At 69.0% G+C, this 22,820-nt stretch carries 24 protein-coding genes and 2 pseudogenes; 13 read left to right on the top strand and 13 right to left on the bottom strand.

Annotated elements, in window-relative coordinates; all coding sequences use genetic code 11:
* Nucleotides 1-30: 30 nt before the first annotated feature.
* The 4 genes from OG349_RS17535 to OG349_RS17520 form a co-directional block, all read right to left on the bottom strand.
* Nucleotides 31-1,149 carry an endonuclease/exonuclease/phosphatase family protein gene (locus OG349_RS17535; protein WP_327235506.1) on the bottom strand — a complete coding sequence of 373 codons (1,119 nt, stop codon included), beginning with the start codon at nucleotides 1,147-1,149 and terminating at the stop codon, nucleotides 31-33.
* Nucleotides 1,150-1,243: 94 nt separating this feature from the next.
* The gene (locus OG349_RS17530) at nucleotides 1,244-1,600 is read right to left on the bottom strand and encodes a DUF7144 family membrane protein (RefSeq protein WP_237531260.1); all 357 of its coding nucleotides are present in this window, start codon (nucleotides 1,598-1,600) and stop codon (nucleotides 1,244-1,246) included.
* A 212-nt stretch (nucleotides 1,601-1,812) separates the two neighbouring features.
* Nucleotides 1,813-2,805 carry a hypothetical protein gene (locus OG349_RS17525; protein ID WP_327235505.1) on the bottom strand — a complete coding sequence of 331 codons (993 nt, stop codon included), beginning with the start codon at nucleotides 2,803-2,805 and terminating at the stop codon, nucleotides 1,813-1,815.
* 51 nt (nucleotides 2,806-2,856) lie between these two features.
* Entirely contained in the window at nucleotides 2,857-3,429 is a 573-nt protein-coding gene (locus tag OG349_RS17520; RefSeq protein ID WP_327235504.1) for a MarR family winged helix-turn-helix transcriptional regulator, read from the bottom strand.
* A 140-nt stretch (nucleotides 3,430-3,569) separates the two neighbouring features.
* Between OG349_RS17520 and OG349_RS17515 the strand changes: the two genes are divergently transcribed.
* From OG349_RS17515 to OG349_RS17500, 4 genes are all read left to right on the top strand, one after another.
* Entirely contained in the window at nucleotides 3,570-3,944 is a 375-nt protein-coding gene (locus OG349_RS17515; protein ID WP_327235503.1) for a DoxX family protein, read from the top strand.
* 68 nt (nucleotides 3,945-4,012) lie between these two features.
* On the top strand, nucleotides 4,013-4,390 hold the full coding sequence (locus OG349_RS17510; RefSeq protein WP_327235502.1) for a hypothetical protein: 378 nt from the start codon (nucleotides 4,013-4,015) through the stop codon (nucleotides 4,388-4,390).
* A 131-nt stretch (nucleotides 4,391-4,521) separates the two neighbouring features.
* Nucleotides 4,522-5,514 (top strand): ATP-binding cassette domain-containing protein, encoded by a 993-nt coding sequence (locus OG349_RS17505; RefSeq protein ID WP_327235501.1) that lies wholly within the window; start codon nucleotides 4,522-4,524, stop codon nucleotides 5,512-5,514.
* A complete protein-coding gene (locus OG349_RS17500) occupies nucleotides 5,511-6,362 on the top strand; it encodes an ABC transporter permease (RefSeq protein ID WP_327235500.1) in 852 nt (283 codons plus the stop codon). The genes OG349_RS17505 and OG349_RS17500 overlap by 4 nt, the downstream gene beginning before the upstream one ends.
* A 182-nt stretch (nucleotides 6,363-6,544) precedes the next feature.
* On the opposite strand, the gene OG349_RS17495 is transcribed toward OG349_RS17500, so the two are convergent.
* Genes OG349_RS17495 through OG349_RS17485 form a run of 3 tightly spaced genes read right to left on the bottom strand, consistent with a single transcriptional unit; the run spans nucleotide 6,545 to nucleotide 8,820 of the window.
* Nucleotides 6,545-7,009, bottom strand: coding sequence for a universal stress protein (locus OG349_RS17495; RefSeq protein WP_327235499.1), 465 nt, complete (start codon nucleotides 7,007-7,009; stop codon nucleotides 6,545-6,547).
* Between the two features lie 9 nt (nucleotides 7,010-7,018).
* On the bottom strand, nucleotides 7,019-7,723 hold the full coding sequence (locus OG349_RS17490) for an FMN reductase (protein ID WP_442806266.1): 705 nt from the start codon (nucleotides 7,721-7,723) through the stop codon (nucleotides 7,019-7,021).
* Between the two features lie 2 nt (nucleotides 7,724-7,725).
* Nucleotides 7,726-8,820 carry an LLM class flavin-dependent oxidoreductase gene (locus tag OG349_RS17485; RefSeq protein ID WP_327235498.1) on the bottom strand — a complete coding sequence of 365 codons (1,095 nt, stop codon included), beginning with the start codon at nucleotides 8,818-8,820 and terminating at the stop codon, nucleotides 7,726-7,728.
* Between the two features lie 225 nt (nucleotides 8,821-9,045).
* On the opposite strand from OG349_RS17485, the gene OG349_RS17480 reads away from it, so the two are divergent.
* Together OG349_RS17480 and OG349_RS17475 are read left to right on the top strand one after the other, a co-directional pair.
* Complete coding sequence (locus OG349_RS17480; RefSeq protein WP_327235497.1) at nucleotides 9,046-10,146, top strand: hypothetical protein; 1,101 nt, start codon at nucleotides 9,046-9,048, stop codon at nucleotides 10,144-10,146.
* Between the two features lie 201 nt (nucleotides 10,147-10,347).
* A complete protein-coding gene (locus tag OG349_RS17475; RefSeq protein ID WP_327235496.1) occupies nucleotides 10,348-10,905 on the top strand; it encodes a DUF1062 domain-containing protein in 558 nt (185 codons plus the stop codon).
* A 94-nt stretch (nucleotides 10,906-10,999) separates the two neighbouring features.
* Here OG349_RS17475 and OG349_RS17470 read toward each other — a convergent pair whose 3' ends face one another.
* The 3 genes and pseudogenes from OG349_RS17470 to OG349_RS17460 all read right to left on the bottom strand — a co-directional run bounded on the left by OG349_RS17470 (nucleotide 11,000) and on the right by OG349_RS17460 (nucleotide 12,325).
* Nucleotides 11,000-11,383 carry a peptidase inhibitor family I36 protein gene (locus tag OG349_RS17470; RefSeq protein WP_327235495.1) on the bottom strand — a complete coding sequence of 128 codons (384 nt, stop codon included), beginning with the start codon at nucleotides 11,381-11,383 and terminating at the stop codon, nucleotides 11,000-11,002.
* Between the two features lie 296 nt (nucleotides 11,384-11,679).
* Nucleotides 11,680-11,844 (bottom strand): annotated as a pseudogene (locus OG349_RS17465) (DUF397 domain-containing protein); the annotation flags it as partial.
* Between the two features lie 73 nt (nucleotides 11,845-11,917).
* Nucleotides 11,918-12,325 (bottom strand): MerR family transcriptional regulator, encoded by a 408-nt coding sequence (locus OG349_RS17460; RefSeq protein ID WP_327235494.1) that lies wholly within the window; start codon nucleotides 12,323-12,325, stop codon nucleotides 11,918-11,920.
* Between the two features lie 52 nt (nucleotides 12,326-12,377).
* Here OG349_RS17460 and OG349_RS17455 point away from each other — a divergent pair, with 52 nt between their 5' ends.
* The gene (locus OG349_RS17455; RefSeq protein ID WP_327235493.1) at nucleotides 12,378-13,265 is read left to right on the top strand and encodes an NAD(P)-dependent oxidoreductase; all 888 of its coding nucleotides are present in this window, start codon (nucleotides 12,378-12,380) and stop codon (nucleotides 13,263-13,265) included.
* A gap of 12 nt (nucleotides 13,266-13,277) precedes the next feature.
* Here OG349_RS17455 and OG349_RS17450 read toward each other — a convergent pair whose 3' ends face one another.
* Nucleotides 13,278-13,490, bottom strand: a complete 213-nt coding sequence (locus OG349_RS17450; RefSeq protein WP_327235492.1) for a DUF397 domain-containing protein — start codon at nucleotides 13,488-13,490, stop codon at nucleotides 13,278-13,280.
* On the bottom strand, nucleotides 13,459-14,316 hold the full coding sequence (locus OG349_RS17445; RefSeq protein WP_327235491.1) for a helix-turn-helix domain-containing protein: 858 nt from the start codon (nucleotides 14,314-14,316) through the stop codon (nucleotides 13,459-13,461). The genes OG349_RS17450 and OG349_RS17445 overlap by 32 nt, the downstream gene beginning before the upstream one ends.
* Nucleotides 14,317-14,437: 121 nt before the next feature.
* Between OG349_RS17445 and OG349_RS17440 the strand changes: the two genes are divergently transcribed.
* The 4 genes from OG349_RS17440 to OG349_RS17425 all read left to right on the top strand — a co-directional run bounded on the left by OG349_RS17440 (nucleotide 14,438) and on the right by OG349_RS17425 (nucleotide 15,714).
* Complete coding sequence (locus OG349_RS17440) at nucleotides 14,438-14,608, top strand: hypothetical protein (RefSeq protein WP_327235490.1); 171 nt, start codon at nucleotides 14,438-14,440, stop codon at nucleotides 14,606-14,608.
* On the top strand, nucleotides 14,605-14,817 hold the full coding sequence (locus OG349_RS17435) for a hypothetical protein (RefSeq protein ID WP_327235489.1): 213 nt from the start codon (nucleotides 14,605-14,607) through the stop codon (nucleotides 14,815-14,817). Before OG349_RS17440 ends, OG349_RS17435 begins: the two co-directional genes overlap by 4 nt.
* 91 nt (nucleotides 14,818-14,908) lie before the next feature.
* Nucleotides 14,909-15,307: a copper chaperone PCu(A)C gene (locus OG349_RS17430; RefSeq protein WP_327235488.1), complete on the top strand. Its 399-nt coding sequence runs from the start codon at nucleotides 14,909-14,911 to the stop codon at nucleotides 15,305-15,307.
* A gap of 29 nt (nucleotides 15,308-15,336) precedes the next feature.
* Entirely contained in the window at nucleotides 15,337-15,714 is a 378-nt protein-coding gene (locus OG349_RS17425; RefSeq protein ID WP_327235487.1) for a hypothetical protein, read from the top strand.
* A gap of 73 nt (nucleotides 15,715-15,787) precedes the next feature.
* Here OG349_RS17425 and OG349_RS17420 read toward each other — a convergent pair.
* A pseudogene (locus OG349_RS17420) lies at nucleotides 15,788-16,696 on the bottom strand (FG-GAP repeat domain-containing protein); the annotation flags it as partial.
* On the opposite strand from OG349_RS17420, the gene OG349_RS17415 reads away from it, so the two are divergent.
* Both OG349_RS17415 and OG349_RS17410 read left to right on the top strand, forming a co-directional pair.
* The gene (locus tag OG349_RS17415; RefSeq protein WP_327238604.1) at nucleotides 16,665-22,430 is read left to right on the top strand and encodes a polymorphic toxin-type HINT domain-containing protein; all 5,766 of its coding nucleotides are present in this window, start codon (nucleotides 16,665-16,667) and stop codon (nucleotides 22,428-22,430) included. The pseudogene OG349_RS17420 and the gene OG349_RS17415 sit on opposite strands and share 32 nt — an antisense overlap.
* Nucleotides 22,427-22,786, top strand: coding sequence for a hypothetical protein (locus OG349_RS17410; RefSeq protein ID WP_327235486.1), 360 nt, complete (start codon nucleotides 22,427-22,429; stop codon nucleotides 22,784-22,786). The genes OG349_RS17415 and OG349_RS17410 overlap by 4 nt, the downstream gene beginning before the upstream one ends.
* The last annotated feature ends 34 nt before the right edge of the window (nucleotides 22,787-22,820 follow it).

Genomic DNA, 22,820 nt, shown 5'->3' with positions numbered 1-22,820 from the left:
TCCCTGACCACAAGCGCACCTCGGTGCTCTTCATTTCGCGTGCTGTTTCCCGTCCTGTTTCCCGTGCAGCTCCAGGCTCACCAGCAGCGACCGGTGGTCGGTGTCCGCGAGGTCCAGGAAGCGTGCGTCCCGTACGGAGAAGTCATCGCTGACCAGCACATGGTCGATCTGCGCGCCCAGCGGTCGCGGCGCGTCCGACGGCCAGGACGGGGTACGCCCCGCGCCCCCCAGCGCGGCGCTGTCGAGCAGCCCGCCCGCGTCGAGGACGTCCCGGAACGCGGCGTGGTCGCGGGTGGCGTTGAAGTCGCCCGCCAGGATGACGGGCCCCTGCCGGTGCGCGGCGGCGTACGTACGGACCCGGCCCAGCTCCTCCCGCCAGTCGTCGACCCCGCCGGGCACGGGCGGCAGCGGGTGGGCGAGCTGGAGCCCGACCGTACGGCCGCCGATGCGCGCGTCGGAGCCGGGCATGGCGAGCGTGCCGTCGATGCCGGCCGTGTGCGTGAGCGGGAAGACGGAGAAGATCGCGGACCCCTCGGCGCCGCCGGCCTCCACGACATGGCGGTACGGGTACGCCGAGCGCGGGATCTCCGTGTCCAGCAGCCGCGCGCAGATGAACTCGCACTCCTGGACGAAGACCAGGTCCGGCTTCTCCCGGCGGATCGCGGCGATCAGCCCGAGTGTCGCCTGCCCGAACTCGACGTTGGAGGTGAGCACTTCCACCCGCGCGAGCGCCGGACCGCGCGGCCCGGTGGCGCCGGCGTCGTACGGCCGGACGAACCACCCCGTACCGCCCAGCAGCACCAGCGCCCAGACCACCCCGGCGCGCCAGCGCAGCAGGGCGGTGAGCAGCAGGGCGGCCCCGGCCGGGACGAGGAGCCAGGGGAGGAAGGCGAGGAGCTGCGGTACGGGGGTGACGGCGTCGACGCCGGCGGCGCGGCAGGCGACGAGCAGGGTGGCGGCGGCGAGGAAGAGCGCGGTGGCCCAGATCAGGAGGCGCTGGTGGGCCGGGCGCGCGGTGGGCGGCGCGGCGGAGGGGTGGCCGAGCTGGTGCGGGACGACGGTGTCGCTGCCCGTGCTGTCCAAGGGGCCGGCCTCTCGCTCGGTGGGCTCTCGCCCGGTGGGGCACGCCGTGCCGGACCGGGCACGCATACAGGGACAGTAGCCAAGAGGCTGCTGTCCCCAGGTATGCCCGTAGTGATGGACGGTCGGTCGACGACACATCAGGCGGTACGGCTCCGAGGTGTCACCGCATCTGAGGTGACGTCACCCGGTCCGTGGTCAGCGCCCAGATGATGAACGCCGACAGTGCCATGCCCACTACGGCCCAGACCGGCTGGTAGAAGAGGAACATGAACTGGGCGACCAGGTTCACCATCGCCAGTCCGAGCCCCACCCAGCGGGCGAGCCTGGACCCGGCGAGTATGCCGAGGCCGACCACCGCGACCAGGATGCCGAGCCCGATGTGGATCCAGCCCCACGCGTCCAGGTTGAACGCGTAGGCGTAGCCGGTCACACGGTTCAGCACGTTGTCCGACCTGACCGCCACGGCGCCCTGGAGGATCTCCGTGGCACCCGCGACGAGCATCAGGATCCCCGCCATGAAGCTTCCGCCCACCCAGCGGCTCGCAGTCCTTCCCGCGTGCATACCGGTGCCTGCTCCGGTCCCGGTACCCATGCCAGTTCCGTTGCTCGCGCTCGATCCGTTGCCCATGCCCGTGTGGGGGGGCCTGTGTGCTGTGTTCTGGCTCATATCCCCACCATGCGCCAAATGGCCCAAAAGGGAAATTTGGGACGAATGAATCGGCATAAAGATTAAGTAAAGCGCCCGGTGGAGCGGTGTGTGGAGCGGCGCCCGCGTAGGCGGTTCAACCGCCGCGGCCACAGACGGCCGGCCCGCCCCGTCCCCAGGAACCAGCAGACGACCGCCACTGCGAGCCCCGAGGCGAGCACGACCCAGGACGTCGTACGGAGCGAGGAGGTCAGCGCGTCGTACACGGCGGCCGCAGCCGCCCGGTCGCCGTCGTTCGGCAGGCCGTCCAGCGTGTAGCCCCGTACCGCCCCCACGGCGAGGAACAGCAGCAGCCCGCCGGCCGCGAACCCGGTGCCGGCCACCACCAGCGCCCGCCGGGCCCGCCGCCTCCGCCCCTCCCGGCGGTGGAACGCGGCCCCCGCCACCGCGAGGACCGCGACGACCAGCGTCCCGACGGCCGGCCAGACACCTGCCGTCCGCAGCCCCTGCACCACGTCGCGCCGGCCGCCGAGCCCGTCGGCCTTGAGGACCGTGATCTCCGTGTGCCGTACGGGAATCCGGTCGGCGAACGGCACCCCGTCGTCCCGCAGTTGGCGCTTCACCTGTTCCGTGACGGGCGCCAGGTCGAGGGTCACCGCCTTGTCGGTGTCCTCGGTGAGGACCTGGTTCGCGGCGGACTGCGCGGCCAGGCTCGCGGTCCGCCACGCGGCGCGGAAGGAGGCGGTGGTGGTGAAGGACCGTACGGCGTCGTGGAGCAGGTCCCGTACCTGACCCTCCAGCGGACCCACGTCGATCTGGCGCATCGCCTGCTGGGTGATGCGGTCGGCCACGGCGTCCTGCACGGCGGGGTCGGAGGCGAGCGGCTCCATGGTGGCGACGAACCGGTCGCTGTCCCCGATCTCCAGCTCGGACCAGGCGGCGAGCGAACTCACCGGGACGAGCACCGTCAGCAGGACGATCAGGGCGGCGGCGGAGGTGGCGGCGAGGGCGGTGGAGAGGGGGGAGGAGGGGCGGGTGGGGAGGTCGGGGCGGGTATGGGAGGAGAGGGTCCGCACGTCTCAAGGGAACGCGGCGGGGCGGGGCGGCGCGAGCGGTGCGCCGCCGACTCAGTGAGGGGCGGCGGAGCCGGGGTCCAGGGGCGCGTCTTCGAGGGTTTCGGTCGACGGACAGCCGAGGTCCGGGTCCAGGGCCCGCAGCACGCGGTGGCTGATGTCGCGCAACTGGTCCAGCTGCTCCGGCTCCAGGGCGTCGACCACCAGGGACCGTACGGCCTCGACATGTCCGGGAGCGGTGGCGACGACCTTGTCCCAGCCCTCGTCCGTCAGGACGGCGTTGGTGTAGCGCCCGTCGGCGGCGCAGGGCTCCCGGCGCAGGTAGCCGCGCTTCTCCAGGCGCTTGACCACGTGGGAGAGCCGGGAGAGCGAGCCGTTGGAGAGGACGGCGAGGGTGGACATCCGCAGGGTCCTGTTCTCGGACTCGGAGAGGCCCGCGAGCACCAGGTACTCGAACTGGTTCAGGCCCGCGTCCCGCGTCAGCTGGCTGTCGAGCGCGGCGGGCAGCTTGAGCAGCATGGCGCTGTAGGCCTTCCAGGCGGAGAGCTGGCGGTCGTCCAGCCAGCGCGCCCCGCTTTCTTCGCCGTCCCGGCCCGCCTCACGTTCCCCCTGGCTCGCGTCATCCATGGGATCGAGCGTACCGGATCACTTGACGCTTCAAGTGATCCGTTCTACGGTCACGCATGACGCTTGACTTGAAGCTTCAAGTCAAGCGCCTCGCCACGCCACGCCTCTCCCCTCCCCTCCCCTCCTCTCGAAAGTCCCTGATGAACATCACCCTGTGGATCGCCGCCTCGCTCCTCGCCCTCCTCTTCCTCGCCTCCGGCGCGGGCAAGGCGCTCCAGCCCAAACCGAAGATCGTCGAGAGCAGCGGTGCCTGGGCCGAGGACTTCTCGCCCGCCGCGCTCAAGTTCATCGGGGTGGTGGAGGTGCTCGGCGCGATCGGGCTCATACTCCCGGCCGTCCTGGACATCGCGACCGTCCTGGTGCCGCTGGCCGCGACCGGCCTGGCGGTGGTCATGGCGGTGGCGGCCGTCGTGCACGGCAGGCGCGCGGAGACCAAGCACGTCGCCTTCAACGTCGTCCTGCTGATCGTGGCGGCGCTGGTGGCGTGGGGCAGGTTCGGCCCGTACTCCTTCTGAGTTGCCGGTCGCGGGTGGCTGGTGTGCCCTGGAGTGGTGGGGGGCGCGAGGGGAAGGAGCCTCCTGCCATGGCACACGCAGCAATCCGCACCCGGCCGCACATCTCGCTCCGGGGCTGGGGAGCGCCGCTGCTCTTCGGCACGGCGTACGGCATCTACGCGCAGTTCATCGCGCGCAGCGGCGGAGCCGCCAACTTCGGTCAGCTGGCCCTGGCGCTGGCGTCCGGGCTGGTTCTCACCGGGTTGATCTACGGTCTGGTACGGGTCCAGCACGTGCTGATCCGCGAACTGCGCGCCGGCGCCTGGGGCGTACTGGTCGGCTGTGCGATCGGCTTCCTGTACAGCCTGACCCAGCACAGCGTGCTGCTGTCCTCGGGGATCGGCCTGACGTTCGGGGTCAGTACGACGCTGGTCATGTTCTACCTGTTCTACATGCGGGAGCCCTGAGGGCCCCGTACCTCCTGAAAATTCTCGCGGCCCGCCAGATGAGTTCTGGCGGGCCGCGAGGTCTTTACCCGTGCTTGGGTTTTCCTCCGCAGGACAACACAGATCACGACAAGGACTGGTAAGGACTGGTGATGACAACAACAGATCTCGCGATCGAGACCCGGGGGCTGGTGAAAGTCTTCGGCGGGCACCGGGCCGTGGACGGCATCGATCTCGCCGTGCCGGCGGGCACGGTCTACGGGGTCCTCGGACCGAACGGCGCGGGCAAGACGACCGCCGTGAAGATGCTCGCCACGCTGCTGCGCCCGGACGGCGGCGAGGCGCGGGTGTTCGGCAAGGACGTGGTGCGGGACGCGGACGCGGTCCGCGCGCGGGTCAGCCTCACCGGGCAGTACGCGTCGGTCGACGAGGACCTGACCGGCACCGAGAACCTGGTGCTGCTGGCGCGGCTCCTCGGCCACGCGAAGGCCGCCGCGCGGGCGCGCGCGGGCCAACTGCTGGAGGCCTTCGGGCTGACGGAGGCGGCGGCCAGGCAGGTCAAGAACTACTCGGGCGGCATGCGGCGCCGTATCGACATCGCCGCGTCCATCCTCAACACGCCCGACCTGCTGTTCCTGGACGAGCCGACGACCGGGCTCGACCCGCGCAGCCGTAACCAGGTGTGGGACATCGTGCGGGCCGTGGTCGCGCAGGGCACGACGGTCATGCTGACGACCCAGTATCTGGACGAGGCGGACCAGTTGGCGTCCCGTATCGCCGTGATCGACCACGGGAAGGTGATCGCGGAGGGCACGAAGGGCGAGCTGAAGGCGTCGGTCGGGGCGGGCTCGGTCCATCTGCGCCTGCGGGACGCGGAGCGGCGGCCGGAGGCGGAGCTGCTGCTGACGCGGGCGCTCGACGCGGTGGTCCAGCTCGACGCGGACCCGGTCGCCCTGACCGCGACGGTCACGGCGCACGGCAGCGAACAGGGCGCGGCGGAACGGGCCGCGCGGGCGCTGGCGGAGCTGGCGCGGGCGGGGATCACGGTGGACAACTTCTCGCTGGGGCAGCCGACGCTGGACGAGGTGTTCCTGGCCCTGACGGACAAGCCGCTCGACGTGACGAAGGAGGGGGCGGCGGCATGACCACCAGCGCGGCGGCCACGAACGACATCGAACTGACCACCCCCAGGCAGGAGGATCTGGCAGCCCTCCTGGTGAACAAGGAGCGCCCGCTCCGCCCCAGCGCGCTCTCCGCGTCGCTGACCTTCGGCTGGCGCGCGATGCTCAAGATCAAGCACGTACCGGAACAGCTCTTCGACGTGACGGCCTTCCCGATCATGATGGTGCTGATGTACGCGTACCTCTTCGGGGGCGCGTTGGCCGGCTCGGTCTCGGCGTACATCCAGTTCCTGCTGCCGGGCATCCTGGTGATGAGCGTCGTGATGATCACGATGTACACGGGCGTCGCGGTCAACACGGACATCGAGAAGGGCGTCTTCGACCGCTTCCGTACGCTCCCGATCTGGCGCCCCGCACCCATGGTCGGCTATCTGCTGGGCGACCTGGTCCGCTATGTGATCGCGTCGCTGGTGATGCTCGCGGTCGGCACGGCCATCGGCTACCGCCCCCACGGCGGCCCCCTGGGCATCCTCGCGGGCCTGGCGGTGCTGCTGGTCTTCGCGTTCTCGTTCTCGTGGCTGTGGACGATGTTCGGCCTGCTCCTGCGCAGCGAGAAGTCCGTCATGGGTGTGAGCATGATGGTGATCTTCCCGCTGACGTTCCTGAGCAACGTCTTCGTGGACCCGAAGACCATGCCGGGCTGGCTCCAGGCCTTCGTGAACAACAGCCCGGTGAGCCATGTGGCGACGGCGGTACGAGAACTGATGGAGGGCAACTGGCCCGCGGCGCACATCGGCTGGTCGCTGGGGTGGTCGGCGGGGCTGCTGGTGGTGTTCGGGGCGGTGACGATGCGGCTGTACAACCGCAAGTGAGCCGGGCCGGGCGCCCTCATGACCGCCCGGCCAAGATCCGGTCACGGGCGGCCGCAGCGCCGGCGAATCAAGCCCGTCCGGCGATTGAGGACACCCCACCCCGGCCCGCACATACCCAGGGCCGGGGCCCACCCATCAAGCCCGCCCGGCGATTGAGGGCGACCAGGACCCCCCGGCAGGGGTCAGCTCCCGGTGTGGTCTCCCCGGACCACCACCACCGGGGACTTCGCGTGCTGGGTGACGTGGAGGCTCACCGAGCCCAGCAGCGTGGCCGTGAAGCCGCTGTAGCCGCGCTCGCCCACCACCAGGAGCGTCGCCTCCTTGGAGGCGTCTATCAGGACCTGGGCCGCGGGGCCGTTCACCACGCGGCGTTCGATCGTCGACGCGACCGTGTCGTCCAGGTTCTTGTCCAGCGTCTCGTCGAGGATCTGGCGCGCCAGCGACTCGGGGTCGAACTCCGCCGGAGTGCCCGGCATCATCGCCGCCCAGCCGGTCGCCGGGTACTCCCACCCGATCACCGCCGTCACCTGCTCGCCGGTCAGCTTCGCCTGCCGTACCGCCCAGTGCAGGGCCTTCAAGGACGGCTCCGAGCCGTCGACGCCGACCACGATCCCGCTGGTGGGGGTGGAGGTGGGGCTGGTGCTCATGTCGTGCTCCTACCGGTTGGTCGTTCTGGTCGTGCTCGTCTGGTTCGCGAGGAGTTGCTCGAACGGCACCACCTCGTCCGCATCATCAGCGTCCTCGGCGCCCGGGGCATTCCGCCCCGTCCCGCCGGACCCCGAGCCGGAACCCGCGCCGGACCCCGCCACCAGCCGCGCCAGCTCCGCCCCCGCCCGCTCGACGCGCGCCGGCAGCCCGCCGCCGTACGTGTCCGCGCCCGCGCCCCAGTCGTCCGTCGCCGCGAAGACCGCCGTCGGGAGCGTCAGTGCCCGCAGGTACGAGAACAGCGGCCGCATCGCGTGTTCCACGACCAGCGAGTGCCGGGCCGTCCCGCCCGTCGCCGCCAGCAGGACCGGCGTCCCGCGCAGCGCGTCCGGCTCGACCAGGTCGAAGAAGGACTTGAAGAGCCCGCTGTACGACCCCGCGAACACCGGCGACACCGTGATCAGGGCGTCCGCCCCGGTCACGGACTCCAGCGCCGCCCGCAGCGCGGGCGAGGGGAAGCCGGTGACCAGGTGGTGCGCGATGTCGACGGCCAGGTCGCGCAGTTCGACGACCGTGACCTCCGCCTTGACGTCCAGGGCGGTCAGTTCCCACGTCACCGACTCCGCCAGCCGGTCCGCGAGCAGGCGCGTCGAGGACGGCTTGCTCAGTCCCGCCGATACGGTGACGATCTTCAGCGTTTCCATGGTCAGAGCCATGGTCAGACCTCCCTGGCGTCGGAGCCGGTACGCGCCGCCGCGGCCGCCGGGTGCAGCGGCCCCTCAGGCACCTCCGCCGGCCGGTTCTTCGCGAACTCCGCCCGCAGCACCGGTACGACCTCCTCACCCAGCAGGTCGAGCTGCTCCAGCACCGTCTTCAGCGGCAGCCCCGCGTGGTCCATCAGGAAGAGCTGCCGCTGGTAGTCCCCGAAGGACTCCCGGAACGTCAGCGTCTTCTCGATGACCTCCTGCGGGCTGCCCACGGTCAGCGGCGTCTGCTCGGTGAACTCCTCCAGCGACGGGCCGTGCCCGTAGACCGGCGCGTTGTCGAAGTACGGCCGGAACTCCCGTACCGCGTCCTGCGAGTTCTTCCGGATGAACGCCTGCCCGCCGAGCCCGACCATCGCCTGCTCCGGCGTGCCGTGCCCGTAGTGCGCGTACCGCTTCCTGTAGAGGCGGATCAGCTTCTGGTAGTGCTCCTTGGGCCAGAAGATGTTGTTCGCGAAGAAGCCGTCTCCGTAGTACGCGGCCTGCTCGGCGATCTCGGGCGAGCGGATCGAGCCGTGCCAGACGAACGGCGGTGTGCCGTCCAGCGGCCGGGGCGTGGCCGTGAAGCCCTGGAGGGGCGTACGGAACTTGCCCTCCCAGTCCACGACGTCCTCGCGCCACAACTGGTGCAGCAGCGCGTACTTCTCGATGGCGAGCGGGATGCCCTGCCGGATGTCCTCACCGAACCACGGATAGACGGGCCCGGTGTTGCCGCGCCCCATCATCAGGTCCACCCGGCCGTCGGCCAGGTGCTGGAGCATCGCGAAGTCCTCCGCGATCTTCACCGGGTCGTTGGTGGTGATGAGGGTGGTGGACGTGGAGAGGATCAGCCGCTCGGTGGTGGCCGCGATGTAGCCGAGCATGGTCGTCGGCGAGGAGGGGACGAAGGGCGGGTTGTGGTGCTCCCCCGTCGCGAAGACGTCGAGCCCGACCTCCTCCGCCTTCCGCGCGATGGTGACCATCGCCTTGATCCGCTCGTGCTCGCTCGGTGTCCGTCCGGTGGTCGGGTCGGGCGTGACGTCGCCGACCGTGAAGATCCCGAACTGCATCGTGCTCACCTCTCGCTGGTCGCTTGCCTGCTATCGGGCTTTTGGTTGAATCTTAAACCGATTCTGCACCCTACAACGGGGACCCCCCTCCCGCTATTCCATCCGTCCACCCGCGCGGCCGTCGTCCCTCCTGACGAGTGAACGCGACGACCGGAATGCACGCATCGCGACCACACACGGCGACGGCTCGCTACGCTCCGCACCCGGACCAGGAGAGGATCTCGCATGCTCAAGACGGTACGGACAGGGGTACGCGTGGCCGGTCGCCGCTCAGGGGCCGCGCTCGCGCTCGCCACAGGCCTGGCGCTGGTGAGCGGATGCACCCCGGGCAAGGACGCCGCGCCCGCCCGTACGGACGACAAACCGGCCATCACCACCGCCACCGCTCCCAGCCGCGCGCTCGTCGTGTGGACCGACACGATGTGCGCGACCACCGCGACCCTCGACGCGGCCCGGAAGCAGAGCGCGCGGAAGATCAAGGAACTCGCGCACCCCACGAACGACCCGGCGAGCGCCCACGCCCCCGCCGACACCTCCGCCCTCGCCTCCGACCCCGTCCCCGGCCCGGCCTACCGCCCCGACGCCGGATTCACCGCCGACAGCTACCTGAAGTGGGCCTCGTCCTCCGTGGAGGCCGTCGCGGCCGGTTACGCCGGACTGCGGCCGTCGGGAATCCCCGCCGCGGACCGGCTGCGCGCGCAACTGGCGGCGGGTGTCGGCGAGATCCGCCCCGAGGTGGCGCGGCTGTCCGACTTCTTCGCGCTGACGAGCCTCTCCCCGGCGGAGAAGACCGAGCGCGCGAAGCGGGTCGGCGGCCTGCTGGCGTCCTTGAAGCAGCCGCGCCCCGACCTGCCGGCCCTGGCCGACAAGAACCCGGACCTGGCGGCCGCGTACCACCTGGCGCCCCGCTGTGTCCCGTCGTCGGCACCGGGACGACCGGCCAGACCGGCCGACCCGTCCCGTACCCCCGCGACTCCTGCCACTCCCGCGACCCCCGCCACTCCCGCCCCCGTCAACTCCGGTGCCAAGCTTCCCCCACCGGCCGACGGCACCGACTTCGCCGCCTGCGCGGACGGAAAGTGCGAAATCCGGCTCACGACGGACCCGGCGGACATCAAGGTCGGTGACATGAAGCTGACCGCCTGGGTGAAGAACAGGGTGGTACGGCTCCACACCGCGTACCCGTCGGGCGGTTCGGGCTCGATGACCCTGGGGGAGGGCGGCAGGGGCACGTACGGCCGGGCGGGCGGCGAGACGGTCACGGTGACGGTGAAGCTGCTGCGCGTGGACGAGGCGAACGTGGCCATCACCACGACGCGTTCGTAGGACCCGGCCGGCCGGCCCGCCCGAAAACCGGTGGAGCGGCGCCGCCGCGCGCCGCTACCGTGCTGCCCGACCGAGTCGTCTGGGCAAGGACGTGCCGTTGTACACCAAGTGAGACCTCCCGAGCGCTGATTCGTCGCGCGTCGCGCCTGCGCGCCGCGCTGCTTTTTGCTGCGGATTTCTCACTGGAACCGGTGTACTTCTGTGCTCACCATCTGGGTGGTCATGCCCACCTGCCTGCCTGTTGTCCTCCGACGGTGCCACGCGTGCCCGTCCGAGCGCCTCCGGCCGAGCGGCAAGTTCCGCGTCAACGCCCACCACAAGCTCATCGATGCCTGGCTCCTCGCGCTCTGCACCGTGTGCGGGGAGACGGCGAAGCTCACGGTCCTGGAGCGGATGAACGTACGTTCCGTACGACCCGAGCTGCTGGCCCGACTGCACCACAACGACCGGGCCCTGACGGCCGAGTTGCTCCAGGATCCGGCTGTGCGACGCCGTAACCACATGGCTCTGGACTGGACCGATGCCTGGCGCCTGGACACAGGCGGCGGCCCGGCCCACCAGGACGACAAGTCCGAGGCGATCGAGGTCTCGGTCCGCTTCGCGGCCCGCGTCCCCGTCCGCCCGGCGCGACTGATCGCGGACGGCTTCGGCCTGCCACGAGCCGAAGTCGAGCGGCTGATCAGGGAGGGAAACCTGGTGTCGACGATCCGGCTGAGCGGCAAGCTCTCCGGCGACTTCACCTTCACGCTCAAGCGCTGAGCCCTCCCGGGACCGGGCCGGGGCCTGTCCGGCAACATTTGCTGGACAGGCCCCGGCTCACCGGAAGGTGAATTCCTCGTCAGCAATTCACGATCTAATACACGTCGAGGGAATCGGTCCTGTTGTTCCAGGTGTTGAATGTGGTGCCGGCGCAGTTCCAGGTGGAAAGGTCAGATATGTAAGAACCGGCGGGGAGCACGATCCAGCCGTCGCACTCGGAGTACAGATTTACGGAATAGCCGGAGTTGTTCCAGACGCTGGACACCTTGCCCTGTACGTTCGAGCCCACCGAGTAGAAGCCCGGCCCGCTCGCCGCAGACCAGGCCGCCCCCTCGTAGCCGGGGAAGTCCCAGAGACACACCCAGCCGCTCTTGCAGTCCGCCGGTGCGGCGGACGCGGTCCCGCTTGAGCCGATCACGAAAGTCGCGGCCATGGCGACGGAAAGCGCGGCGGCCGAGAGCACCTGTCGTATGCGCATCTGTGGCTCCATTTTCTCGTGAGAGAATGTGCGGTCTGCTCAATATCGACCACGCGAACCTAACATCGGCGGAACCAGGCGGCCCAGCGAATTTTCGGAGATCATCCTGACGGATTCCAGCCAATCGGAAATCCACTCATCGAATAGATGAGGGGAATTCCCTCCGCGTTGCATCCCCCAGCTCTCCGCCTTCATGTCCCGTTCATCACCAGGGCGACCACCGGAAGTCTCCAGCGGGCTCGGGAGCCCTCGACGGGGCTCTGCGGCTGGTCTGGATCGGCGGTATGCCACGCAGCTCAGTTCGCCTGACGGGCGGCGAGCGCGACGAGGTGTGTCCAGGCGGTGGGGGTGAGGAGGAGGGCCGGGCCGGTGGGGTTCTTGCTGTCGCGGACCGGGACGCGGTGGGTGGTACGGGCGTGGGCCGGCGCCCATTCCAGGCAACCGCCGCCGTTGCCGTTGCTGTAGGAGGACTTGACTCACTCGGCGTGGGCCAGGTCCGGAGCGGTCGTCATGGGGGCCTCCGTGGTGGGTCGTTCAGGCCAGAATCGGCTCGCGGTCCGTGCCGTCGAAGGGGGGATACGTGCCGGCGCTCGTGCGTGCCGCCTCGCCGATGTAGTGCGCCAGGGCCTCGCGGGACTGGGCGAGTCTCTCCATCTGGTCGTCCAGGCGTTCCAGCCTGGACCGCATCGCGGCCAGCAGGTCCGGGCACCCCGGCAGTTCCGGGGCCTCTCCCGTCGCGCACGGCAGCAGGTACGCGATGTCCTCGGACGACAGGCCCGCGCCGAGCAGGTGCCGGATCTGCTTCACCCGTAGCACCGCGCTCTCGTCGTAGTCGCGGTAACCGTTCGCCCCACGGTCCGCCTCCAGCAACCCCTGCGCCCCGTAGTAGCGCAGCTGATGCGCGTTCACGCCCGTCCGCCGACTCAGTTCACCGATCCGCATCAGACCAACCTCGCTTGACCTTCACACCGGTATGAACGTTGACGATGCTGCCATGACCCACACCACAAGCGATACGCCCGCGACCGTCACCGTCATCGGATTAGGACTGATGGGCCAGGCCCTCGCCCGCGCCTTCCTGACAGCCGGTCACCCCACCACCGTGTGGAACCGTACGGCCGCCAAGGCCGGCCAACTTGTTTCCGAGGGGGCGGAGTTGGCTCCTACCGTCGGCGACGCGGTCCGCCCCGACTCCCTGACCGTCATCTGCCTGACCGACTACCACGCCGTACGCGAACTCCTCGGCACGCCCGACGTCGACCTGGACGGCACCACGCTCATCAACCTCACCTCGGGCGACTCCGCCCAGGCCCGCGAAACCGCCGCGTGGGCCGAACAGCGCGGCGCCCGTTACCTCGACGGCGCCATCATGGCAGTCCCACCCGCGATCGGAACCCCCGACGCGGTGATCCTCCACAGCGGACCCCAGTCGGATTTCGACACCCACAAGCCGACGCTCGACGCGCTCGGCGCCCCCACCTACCTGGGCGAGGACCAGGGGTTGGCATCGCTGTACGACGTGGCCGGCCTCGCCATGATGTGGAGCGTCCTCAACGCCTGGCTCCAGGGCACCGCCCTGCTCAGGACGGTCGGCGTGGACGCGGCGACCTACGCTCCGTTCGCGCGGCAGATGGCCGCCGGCGTCGCCGACTGGCTGCCCGGGTACGCCGAGCAGGTCGACGCCGGGTCCTTCCCCGCCGAGGTGTCGGCTCTGGAGACCGACGTGCGGGCGATGACGCACCTGATCGAGGCCTGCGAGACGGCGGGCGTCAACGCCGAACTGCCCCGGCTGTTCAAGGCGATCGCTGACCGGGCGATCGCCGCCGGACATGGTGGTGAGCAGTACGCCGTACTCATCGAGGAGTTCGGCCGGCCCGCGTAGCGCTTGACCTGGTCAGTCTGCCTGACGTGCGGCGAACGCGACGAAGGTCGCCCAAGCGGTGGGGGTCAGGAGAAGGGCGGGACCGGAGGGGTCCTTGCTGTCCCGGACCGGGACGACGGTGGAGGAGGTGTGACCCGGCGCCCACTCCACGCAACCGCCGCCGTTGCCGTTGCTGTAGGTGGACTTGACCCACTCAGCGCGGGTCAGGTCCAGGGTGGTCCTCATGAGGAAGTGCCTCCATGGCTGCTCGGATGAATGCCGCCGATTCCTTCGGTGACAGGGCACACGCCCTTAGCAGATCGTAGGCCCGCTGACGGGACTTGACGACATTCTTTTCCTCAAGCAGCGTGCCGGTCGAAATGCTTTCCTCGTAGGCGACTTGGGTGCCGTTGCTGAGCGTCAGCAACGCGAGGGACCCACTGGCCAGAGCGTGTCCCCCGTGTTCGAAGGGGAGAACTTGCACCATGCTGGTCGGAGTGAGCGTCAGGTCAAGCAGCCGGGCCAGCTGGTCGCGCATGGTGGCCGGACCGCCGTACGCGCGTCGTAACACTGCCTCGTCGAGGATCAGGTACAGGTCGGGCGAGGGGTCGGCTCGAAGCAGGGCCTGTCGGCTCATGCGCGCCGTGACCAGTTCCTCGATCTCGTCCTGTGTGGCCCTGGGGTTGTGGATCTGGAACAGGGCGCGGGCGTACGCCTCGGTCTGCACCAGGCCCGGGACGAGCGAGCCCGCGAACTCCTGAATGAGCTGCGCCTGCGCCTCCAGATCCATCCGTCGGCGGTACTGATCCGGGTGGATCTCGTGGCGCGCCAAGCCGTACAGCTTCACGAACAGCCCGTCCGTACCGAACGCCGCGTCCAGGCGTTCCGCGAGGTCCGGGGGGATCATCGCGTCCGCCGTTTCGTACCGCGCCAGGGAACTCTTCGCGTACCTCACCACACCCGCCAGGCTTTCCAGGCTCATGCCGGCCTGTTCGCGCAGTCGCCGCATCTCCGACCCGAACAGATGGCGGGCGGAACGGTCGGGTGTCAGTTCTCGTGCTCGTGGTGCCATGCCAGGAACTCCTTATCCCCGTGGCCGGGTTGGGAGGGAAATGGCTTCTGATATTACGCAGAGTTGCCGATGCTTGTTGCACAGACGGTGACATTGCGATGACGGAAGGCGCATCCCCACCATGTGCGAGCGAGCCGCCGGAACGGCGGACGGTACGGCGGAACTGGAGGCCACGGTCCACGGCGGCGGCTTCTGGCGGCTCGTGCCCGAGCGGATTCCCCGGATGTACGACCCCGTGACGGAAGAACTCCTGGAACGTGTGCTGGACGGATTGAGGCGAGTGGCGGAATGACACAGAGCAAAGCGCGGCATCTGCTGGCGAGGCTGACGGAGGAGTTCGGCACGGACGGCGTCCTGGTCGTACGGAAGCCCGAGACCGGCGCCGCCGGCGGCGACGCCGATCTCGTACCGGGCGCGGCCCTGCGCTGGCCCAAGTGCGAGTGCGGCCAGAAACTCTGCCCCGACTACGAGCCCCCGGGGCCGGGGCACCGGATCGGATGATCTTCCGCTGTATGCGCCGTACGTGATCGGCCGTGTGCATAACGTGCTTGTCGGACGGGGTCGAAGGACCCCGCGGAAGGAAGGCACATCGATGGCGAAGTCGAAGGTCTCTCTCGACATCACGGCGGCGGCGAGGAGCAGTTGGGTCCGCTGGCTGCCCAACGCGCTGCCCGCCGCGGGCTACATCACGCTGGCGAACTCCGCCGGGAAGGACGTCAAGGTTTCGAAGATCACCAGTCCCGACTACAAGCGCGTGACGATCTACCGGACCGTCACCGACGCGGACAGCTCGAAGATGGTCAAGCTCGACGGGGTCACCTTGCCCGCCAAGAGCGAGTTCCCGTTCGTACCGGGCAGCCACCACATCATGCTGGAGAGCCCGACCCGTCTGATCACGCCGGGCGACAACGCCCGCGTCATCTTCTTCCTGGACAACGGCACGATCTTCAAGACGCGGCTTCCTGTCCGTACGTCGCCCGAGCTGTACTGACCCCGCCGACGCTTCCAGGAGATCTCGACATGACCGCGTACCACCTCGACCTCGGCGACAACAACGCCGAGGTGCTCGACTCCGTCACCAAGCTCACCCTCACCGGCAGCGAACTCGACTTCGAGTCCTTCCTCGCTTCCGATGCCCGGGTCCCCGTGCCCCTGTGGGGCAATGTGGTCCTGACGCGCGGGGACGTACGCCACCCGGCGACGACAACCTGGGTCGAGGACGTCGAGAACACCGACACCCACCAGGACGTCATCCTCATCGCGGGCGACCCGGCCGCCCCCACCTCCCGGCGGGTCCGCCTCACCGACGCCTGGGCCAGCGCCAGTTACCACCTGGACGAGGACGACGACCCCGACGCCTTCGTCATCAGCTTCGCCGACATCACCATCGAGAAGTAGCCGGGCCACCCCCGCCGGACCGGAGGAGCAACCGGCCGACCGACCGGCTGCTCCTCCGCCCCGCCCCCCGGCGTCAGCCGATCGCCTGCCGCCCCTGCCACGGCACGTTGGCGCCGATCACCTCGGTGCCGCTGCCGGTGAGGACCGCCCGGCCGCCGAGGTGAATCCGTACAGAACCGTCGGCGCGCAGACCCCACTGGTCGGGGATGTTGTCGTCGTTGGTGTCGGGGGTGCCCATGATCTGGGGGACGGCGGAGCTGAACCAGCCGGACGCCGCGTACTCGGTGTCGGCTCCGCCCTGCGAATTGGCGGCCGTGGCCAGGGAGTTGAGGTCCACCCCGCCCGCCGCCCGCTTGATGCCGGTGCGGAGCAGGAGCCGTCCCGACTCGTCCGTACGGTAGAGCAGGTCGGTGACGCCGTCGCCGGTGATGTCCAGGACGGTGACGATGTCGCGTGTCGTCCAGGGGGTGGCGGAGAGCCTGGTGGCCTGTTCGACGGTCGCGCCGCTGTAGCCGGTCAGCGCCCAGAGGGCGTCGCCGATGGTGACGAAGAAGTCGGTCTTGCCGTCACCCGTGGCGTCGCCGGCCGAGACGATCTGGGTGAAGGTGGCGGGGTCGGGGGCGCCGGGCGGGAGGAGGATCTCGCGGCGCTTGTCGGTGTTCACGGCGCCGTAGCCGTCGCCGGGGTAGACCCACAGCTTGCCCTCGACGCGTACGACGAGGTCCTGGAACCCGTCGCCTCCGTAGATGTCACCGTTGTGCGTGATCAGCGCCTTGTTGAAGTGGGTGGTCGGCGCGGGCACCTGGGTGGGGAGTTTGTCGCCGTTCGGATCCTTGTCGGGATTGGCGCGGTAGGCGCCCGGCATGGAGTAGTCCAGGTCTCCCGTGCCCTTGACGAGGTCGTTGGTCGCCTGGGACGGGTAGATGAAGAGGCGGCCGTCCTGCGCGACGGTGAAGAGGTCGGGCAGCTCGTCGCCGGAGAACTACGACCGGGCCGCGTACCTCGTGTCGATCGAGTACGGGATGCGTACCGCCGACCTGACCAAGCCGTCGGCCACCGTCGAGTTCCAGGTCGCGCAGCGCTGCCTCGCGACGGGAACCGCCTGCGATTCCGCGAACTTCGCCAGGACCGACGACCCCGGCGCGTACCGCCCCTGGTGGGACACCCCGGGCAACCTCAACTGCAAGTCCACCTCCAAGCTGTGCCCGCCCTTCCCCTCCTTCTGGACGCAGCTCCGCCTGGACTCGGTGACGACGAAGGCCGCTCGGCCGGGGCAGACCGGGCTGGGCAAGGTGGACACGTACAGCCTCAACCAGTCCTTCCCGGCCGACTGGTACGACACCTCGCCGAGCCTGTGGCTCAACTCCGTGACCCGTACCGGCTTCGCGCCGGGCGACACCCAGGGGACCCTCCAGTCGGCGGCCGGCGTCAGCTTCTCCCACTACACGGTGGGCAGCAAATCGCCGCTGAGAGCGCGGCTGAAGGACCGTCAGCTGCCCAACCTCGTGCCCTCGGGGGCGAGTGACAAGCGTCCCGGCTTCACCCGGCCGCGGATCGGCGTCGTCTCCACCGAGAACGGCGGTGACATCGAGGTGGAGTACACCGGCGGCTGCGCCACCGAACCCTCCACCGACAAGGAGAAGGCCAACGGCACCTGCTATCCGGTGCGTTGGTCGCCGGACGGGGAGGAGAAGAAGCCGGCCAAGGCATGGTTCAACAAGTACGTCGTGGACTCGGTCACCGAGACGGACAAGGTCACGACCCACAGCGTGCCGGTGGTGACGTCGTACAAGTACACCTCGCCGGCCTGGGACAAGAGCGACGACGAGTTCAGCCGCCCGTCGCTGCGTACGTACAGCGTCTGGCGCGGCTACCGGCAGGTCGCCACCACCAAGGGCGGGTCCACCGCGAAGAACGAGGACCCGGACCCGGCGTCGTACTCCGTCACCCGGTACTTCCAGGGCACGGGCGGCGCCGTCAAGGACTCCACGGGTGCGGTGGTGCTGGTCGCGGACGACGCGTCGCAGTTCGCGGGGATGGCGGCGGAGACCCTCACGTACAAGGAGGCCGGCGGCCGTCTGCTCAAGCGGGCCCTGACCTTCCCCGAGTCCAAGCGGACCGCTTCCCGCAGCCGGGAGGCCGAGGACGGCACGGATCTGGACCCGCTGCTCGCGCAGCGCACGTGGGTGGGGCGCGCGGACGCCATCCAGACGGTCGGCAGCAGCTGGCAGGCGGTACGGACCGCGACGAGCGTGGAGGACACGTACGGGCTGCCCACCCAGGTGCAGATGTCGGTCGTCAAGCCCAACGGCACCGGCGAGAGCGTGAGCAACCAGGTCTGCGTGCGGACGTCGTACGTCCACAACACGACCGCGTGGATCATCGGGAAGACCAAGGAGGCGCGCTCGACGGCGACTCCGTGCTCCGCGTTCGACACGGCGGACCCGGCGACCCAACTGCTCAGCTCCGTACGGACCTCGTACGACTACCAGGCGTACGGCGAGGCACCGGTCAAGGGTCTGGAGACCCTGGTCGCTGACATCAACGGCGCGGGCACGTCCCACTCCGTGACGACCAGCAGCGTCTACGACGACCTGGGCCGGATCAGGACGGTCACCCGGCCCAAGACCGGCACGAGCGAGACGGTCTACACCCCGGCCGGCGGCGGGCCCGTCACCGCGGTCAAGACCATCAACACGAAGCAGTACGCGGCCACCACGACCTATGACCCGGGCCGCGCCCTGCCGTTGACCGCCACGGACGCCAACGGCCGCGTCACCCGGAACGAGTACGACGCGCTCGGCCGGCTGGTCAAGGGCTGGTCCCCCTCCCGCTCGTCGGGCGGGAAGTCCCCGGACACGGAGATCGTCTACCAGACGGCCGTCGCGACACCCGCCGAGACCAAGCCGGCCGCTGTCACGGTCAAGTCCCTGAAGGACGACGGGGGTTACGCGAATCAGGTCACGATCTACGACGGGCTGTCGCGTCAGGTGCAGACGCAGAGCGAGGCGCACGGCGCGGGCCGGATCATCACTGACACCAAGTACAACGACCACGGCCTGGTGAAGGAGCAGACCAGCGGCTATCTGGCGAAGGGCGAACCGGAGACGAAGCTGTTCGCCCGGATCTCGGAGAGCCTGGTCCCGAGCAAGACGCGGACGCAGTACGACGGCCAGGAGCGCGTGGTCCGCGCGATGCGGTACCACGGGGCCGCGTACCAGAACGAGATCAGCAGTACGTACGACGACACGACGGTGACCGTCGATCCCCCGGGCTCGACCTCCGCGACCACGAAGAGCGCGACCGACGCGCTCGGCCGGACCACGTCGGTCACGCACTACACCACCGCCGCCGGGGCGAAGGGCGCCGGGCGGACGACCGACTACACGTACGACGCGCGGGGCAATCGCACCAAGGTCACCGATCCGGCCGGCGACATCTGGTCGTACGGATACGACGTGCGGGGCCGTCTGACGAAGTCGACGGATCCGGACACGGGCGACTCCTTCACGGAGTACGACGACGCCGACCGCCCGGTGAAGACCACCGACACGCTCGGGAAGTCCGTCTTCACCGAGTACGACGAGCTGGACCGGCCCGTCGCGGTCCGCGAGGGATCGGTCGACGCGGAGCCGGTCAAGAGATTCACGTACGACATGGCGGGCGCGCTCGGCCTGCCCGTGGCCTCGACCCGTCGGGACGAGTCGGGCGGTGAGTGGATCAGCCGTGTGACCGGGTACGACACGGACTATCAGGTCACCGGGAGCGAGACGGTCGTACCCGCCAACGCGATGACGGCGGGGCTGTCCGGGACGTACGCGTACTCCTACGCCTACACGCCGACCGGAAAGCCGCTGTCGGTCACGCTGCCGGCGAAGGGCGGACTGGCGGCGGAGAAGGTCGTCACGCGCTACAACTCCGACGGTCTGGCGGAGTCCACGTCCGGGGCCAACTGGTACACGTCGGACGTCACTTACTCCCCGTACGGCGAGCCGCTGCGCTCGGTGAGCGGTTCGCAGCCGTCGCGGGTCTGGACGACCAACTTCGTCGACCAGCACTCGGGGAGCCTCCAGCGCACGCTCACCAACACGGAGACGGCGGGCAATACGCCGATCGCCGACAGCACGTACGCGTACGACGTGTCGGGCATGGTCACCGCCAACGCGCGGAAGCTGACGGACGGTACGACGACCTCCTGGGACAACCAGTGCTACACGTACGACGCGCTGGGTGAACTGGTCCACGCCTGGACGTCCAACATCACCCCGAACGGCTCCGGCACGGGCTGCCGTTCGTCGGGCAACGCCAACTGGGGGCCCCGGTCCGACGGCGCCCCGAGCAGCGGCCCGGTCGCGGACGCGGCGTCGACGGCGTCCGACGCGACCAGTCCGAGCGCGGCACTGACGTCGTCACTGGCGGCGGCGGCTCCGTCGGCGGGCACGGTGTCCACGACGGCGACGAGCGCGACGGCGTACCGCCAGTCGTTCACTTTCGACTGGCTGGGCAACCGTGCCACCCTGACCGAGCACAACACCGCTGACGCGACGAAGAACGTCACCCTCAAGTACGGCTACGGCCGTGAGGTGGCGGGCAAGGGCGTGGTCCAGCCGCACACCCTGTCGGCGATCACGTCGACGACGGCGGGCCAGGGCAGCACGTACACGAACAACGACATCGGCAACACGACGGACCGGGACCTCCCGGGCACCACGCAGGACCTGGCGTGGAACACGGAGAACAAGCTCCGCACGATCACGGTCAACGGCGTGAAGACGACGTACGTCTACGACGCCGAGGGCAACCGCATCCTGGAGAACTCGCCCGCGGGCTCGACCCTGTACCTGGGCGAGACGGAACTGACGACGGACTCCACGGGCAAGATCACCCGCTCCTCCCGCTCGTACGGCCAGGCGGGCGCGCCCACGGTGGTCCGCACGACGGTGAACGGCGCGACCACGGGCCACAAGCTCAACGCCCTGATCACCGACCAACTGGGCACGGCGAACACGTCGGTGGAGCTGTCCGGCACCCAGCCGATCACGCGCCGCGCGTACAAGCCCTACGGCGAGACCCGCGGCCCGAAGCCCACGACGTGGCCGAACAAGCGCAGCTACCTGGGCGTCGGAATCGACGACGCGACGACGGGCCTGACCCACATAGGCGCCCGAGAATACGACCAGGCGGCGGGCCGCTTCCTGTCGGCGGACCCGATCATCGACATCGCGGACCCGCTCCAGATGAACGGGTATGCGTACAGCAACAACAGCCCGATCAGCAAGAGCGACCCGACCGGCCTGCAACTCCAGGCCGGAGACGGCTCACGCCACCGGGGCATTCCCGAGGACGAAGAGGCAAGCAAGGGACACGGAGAAAAGCCGGTCCCGCAGACCGCGCCGCCGCCGGTCACGTACACCATTACTTCCACCGTCACGGTGACCAAGCCCGCCCCTTGCGACTGGAAGTGCAAGGCGATGGGCTGGATGAAGAAACACGTCACCGTCATCAGCATCGTCACCGAAGTCGTGGTCGGTGTGGCCTGCGGAGCCGTGGCAGTCGGCGCCGGGGCGGCCACCGCGGGAATGGGCGCGGTAGCGGTGGGGGCGGCGTGCGGGGCAATCGCGGGGGCGGCGGCCGGAGCTGTCACCAACGCCCTTACCGACGGCGCTGATCACAGCCTGGGCGGATATGCCGCGGCAGTCGGCATCGGAGCCGCGGTCGGAGCCGCCGGATCGGTCATCGGCGGAGCCGTCGTCAAGGGCTTGGCGAAGGGCGCCAAGGCGGTCGGCTCGAAGCTGCTGGGGAAGGCAGGCGGTACTAAGGCAGGTGGGGCCGGGGGCCCGAAGTGCTTCCTTGCCGGCACCCTGGTTCTCCTCGCCGACGGCAGCTCCAAGAAGATCGAAGACATCGAGGTAGGCGACAAGGTCCTCGCCACCAACCCGGTGACGGGCGAGACAAGCGCGCAGCCCGTCACTGAACTCCTTCCGTCGGAGGGCAAGAAGGAGCTCAACGAGCTCACCATTGCGACGGCCGACGGCAAGAAAAAGATCACAGCCACGGCGGAGCACCCCTTCTGGGTCCCCAAGGAAAACGCCTGGGTCAACGCGGCGGACCTGAAGCCGGGCACCACGCTCAGCACTGCCAACGGCACCAAGGCCAAGATCGCGGCCAACCGCCCGTACACGGACCACGTCCGAACGTACAACTTCTCGGTCGCAAAACTGCACACGTATTATGTGCTGGCAGGCACGGCACCGGTGCTTGTTCATAACACCTGTGTGGACAGTGTTGTACTGGGGGTTGGGAAGCGCTCGGATGCTCTGGCGGCCTCGCGGCGAGCTGCTGGAGATTCAAATGCTCACACTTTTAACGACAGTAATTATGGAGACGTTGCCGAGAATGGCCTTCCTGGGTGGATCAATGGCGTTCAGAAGGCTGTAGGTGATTCAGGCACCCGCCTCACGGTGACGCTCGACGGTCTACCCGGAGCGACTCCTGAGGAAGCATTCGCGACAGCCTATGTTCGAGGAGTTCAGGGTGGCATGAGAATGGCGACAGTGTCAGGATACGGAACGTCCTGGGAAATGAGCGTGATCGGCAGAAATGTAATGTTGGGTAATCGAAGCTGGGAGTCGATCAACTGGTACTGGAACGGCTTGCCAGCGACGCTGCACGCGCCTGAATTTGGTGCCATACGCAAGGCTGCGGGGATTCAATGAATCTGCTGTATGAATCCGATAGGGATTTTGAGGTGTGGAGCTTCAGTGCATCGCATCGTCAGTTGATCCTGCGCAGCAATCCAGATCGTATTGCGCGAACAGCGACGCGGGTCGAGATCTACTTCGGGCATGTTGAATTCATGTCAATTAGATCAGCGTATCGAGGTGTTGCGATCGCGGAAGCCGACCTGGAGGAGGCTTCGAGTGTGGCGGAAAAGCTCCCGTCCGGCCTGAGGGGCGGTGGGGCCTACCTGATTGAAGGAGATCTGCGGAGTTTCGTCATTTCGGCAAGGCCGGCATGGCGTGAAGCCGAGTGCGATTTCGATTCTCCATCGCTCTTCGAATTCCGCACGTAGTCGGACCCGCTGGTTGCGCCTTTCGGCTGTTGAA

It is taken from the genome of Streptomyces sp. NBC_01317, from assembly GCF_035961655.1.
Taxonomy (GTDB): Bacteria; Actinomycetota; Actinomycetes; order Streptomycetales; family Streptomycetaceae; genus Streptomyces.
The sequence above is the reverse complement of the archived record's forward strand: the minus strand, read 5'-3'. Positions and strand labels throughout refer to the sequence as shown.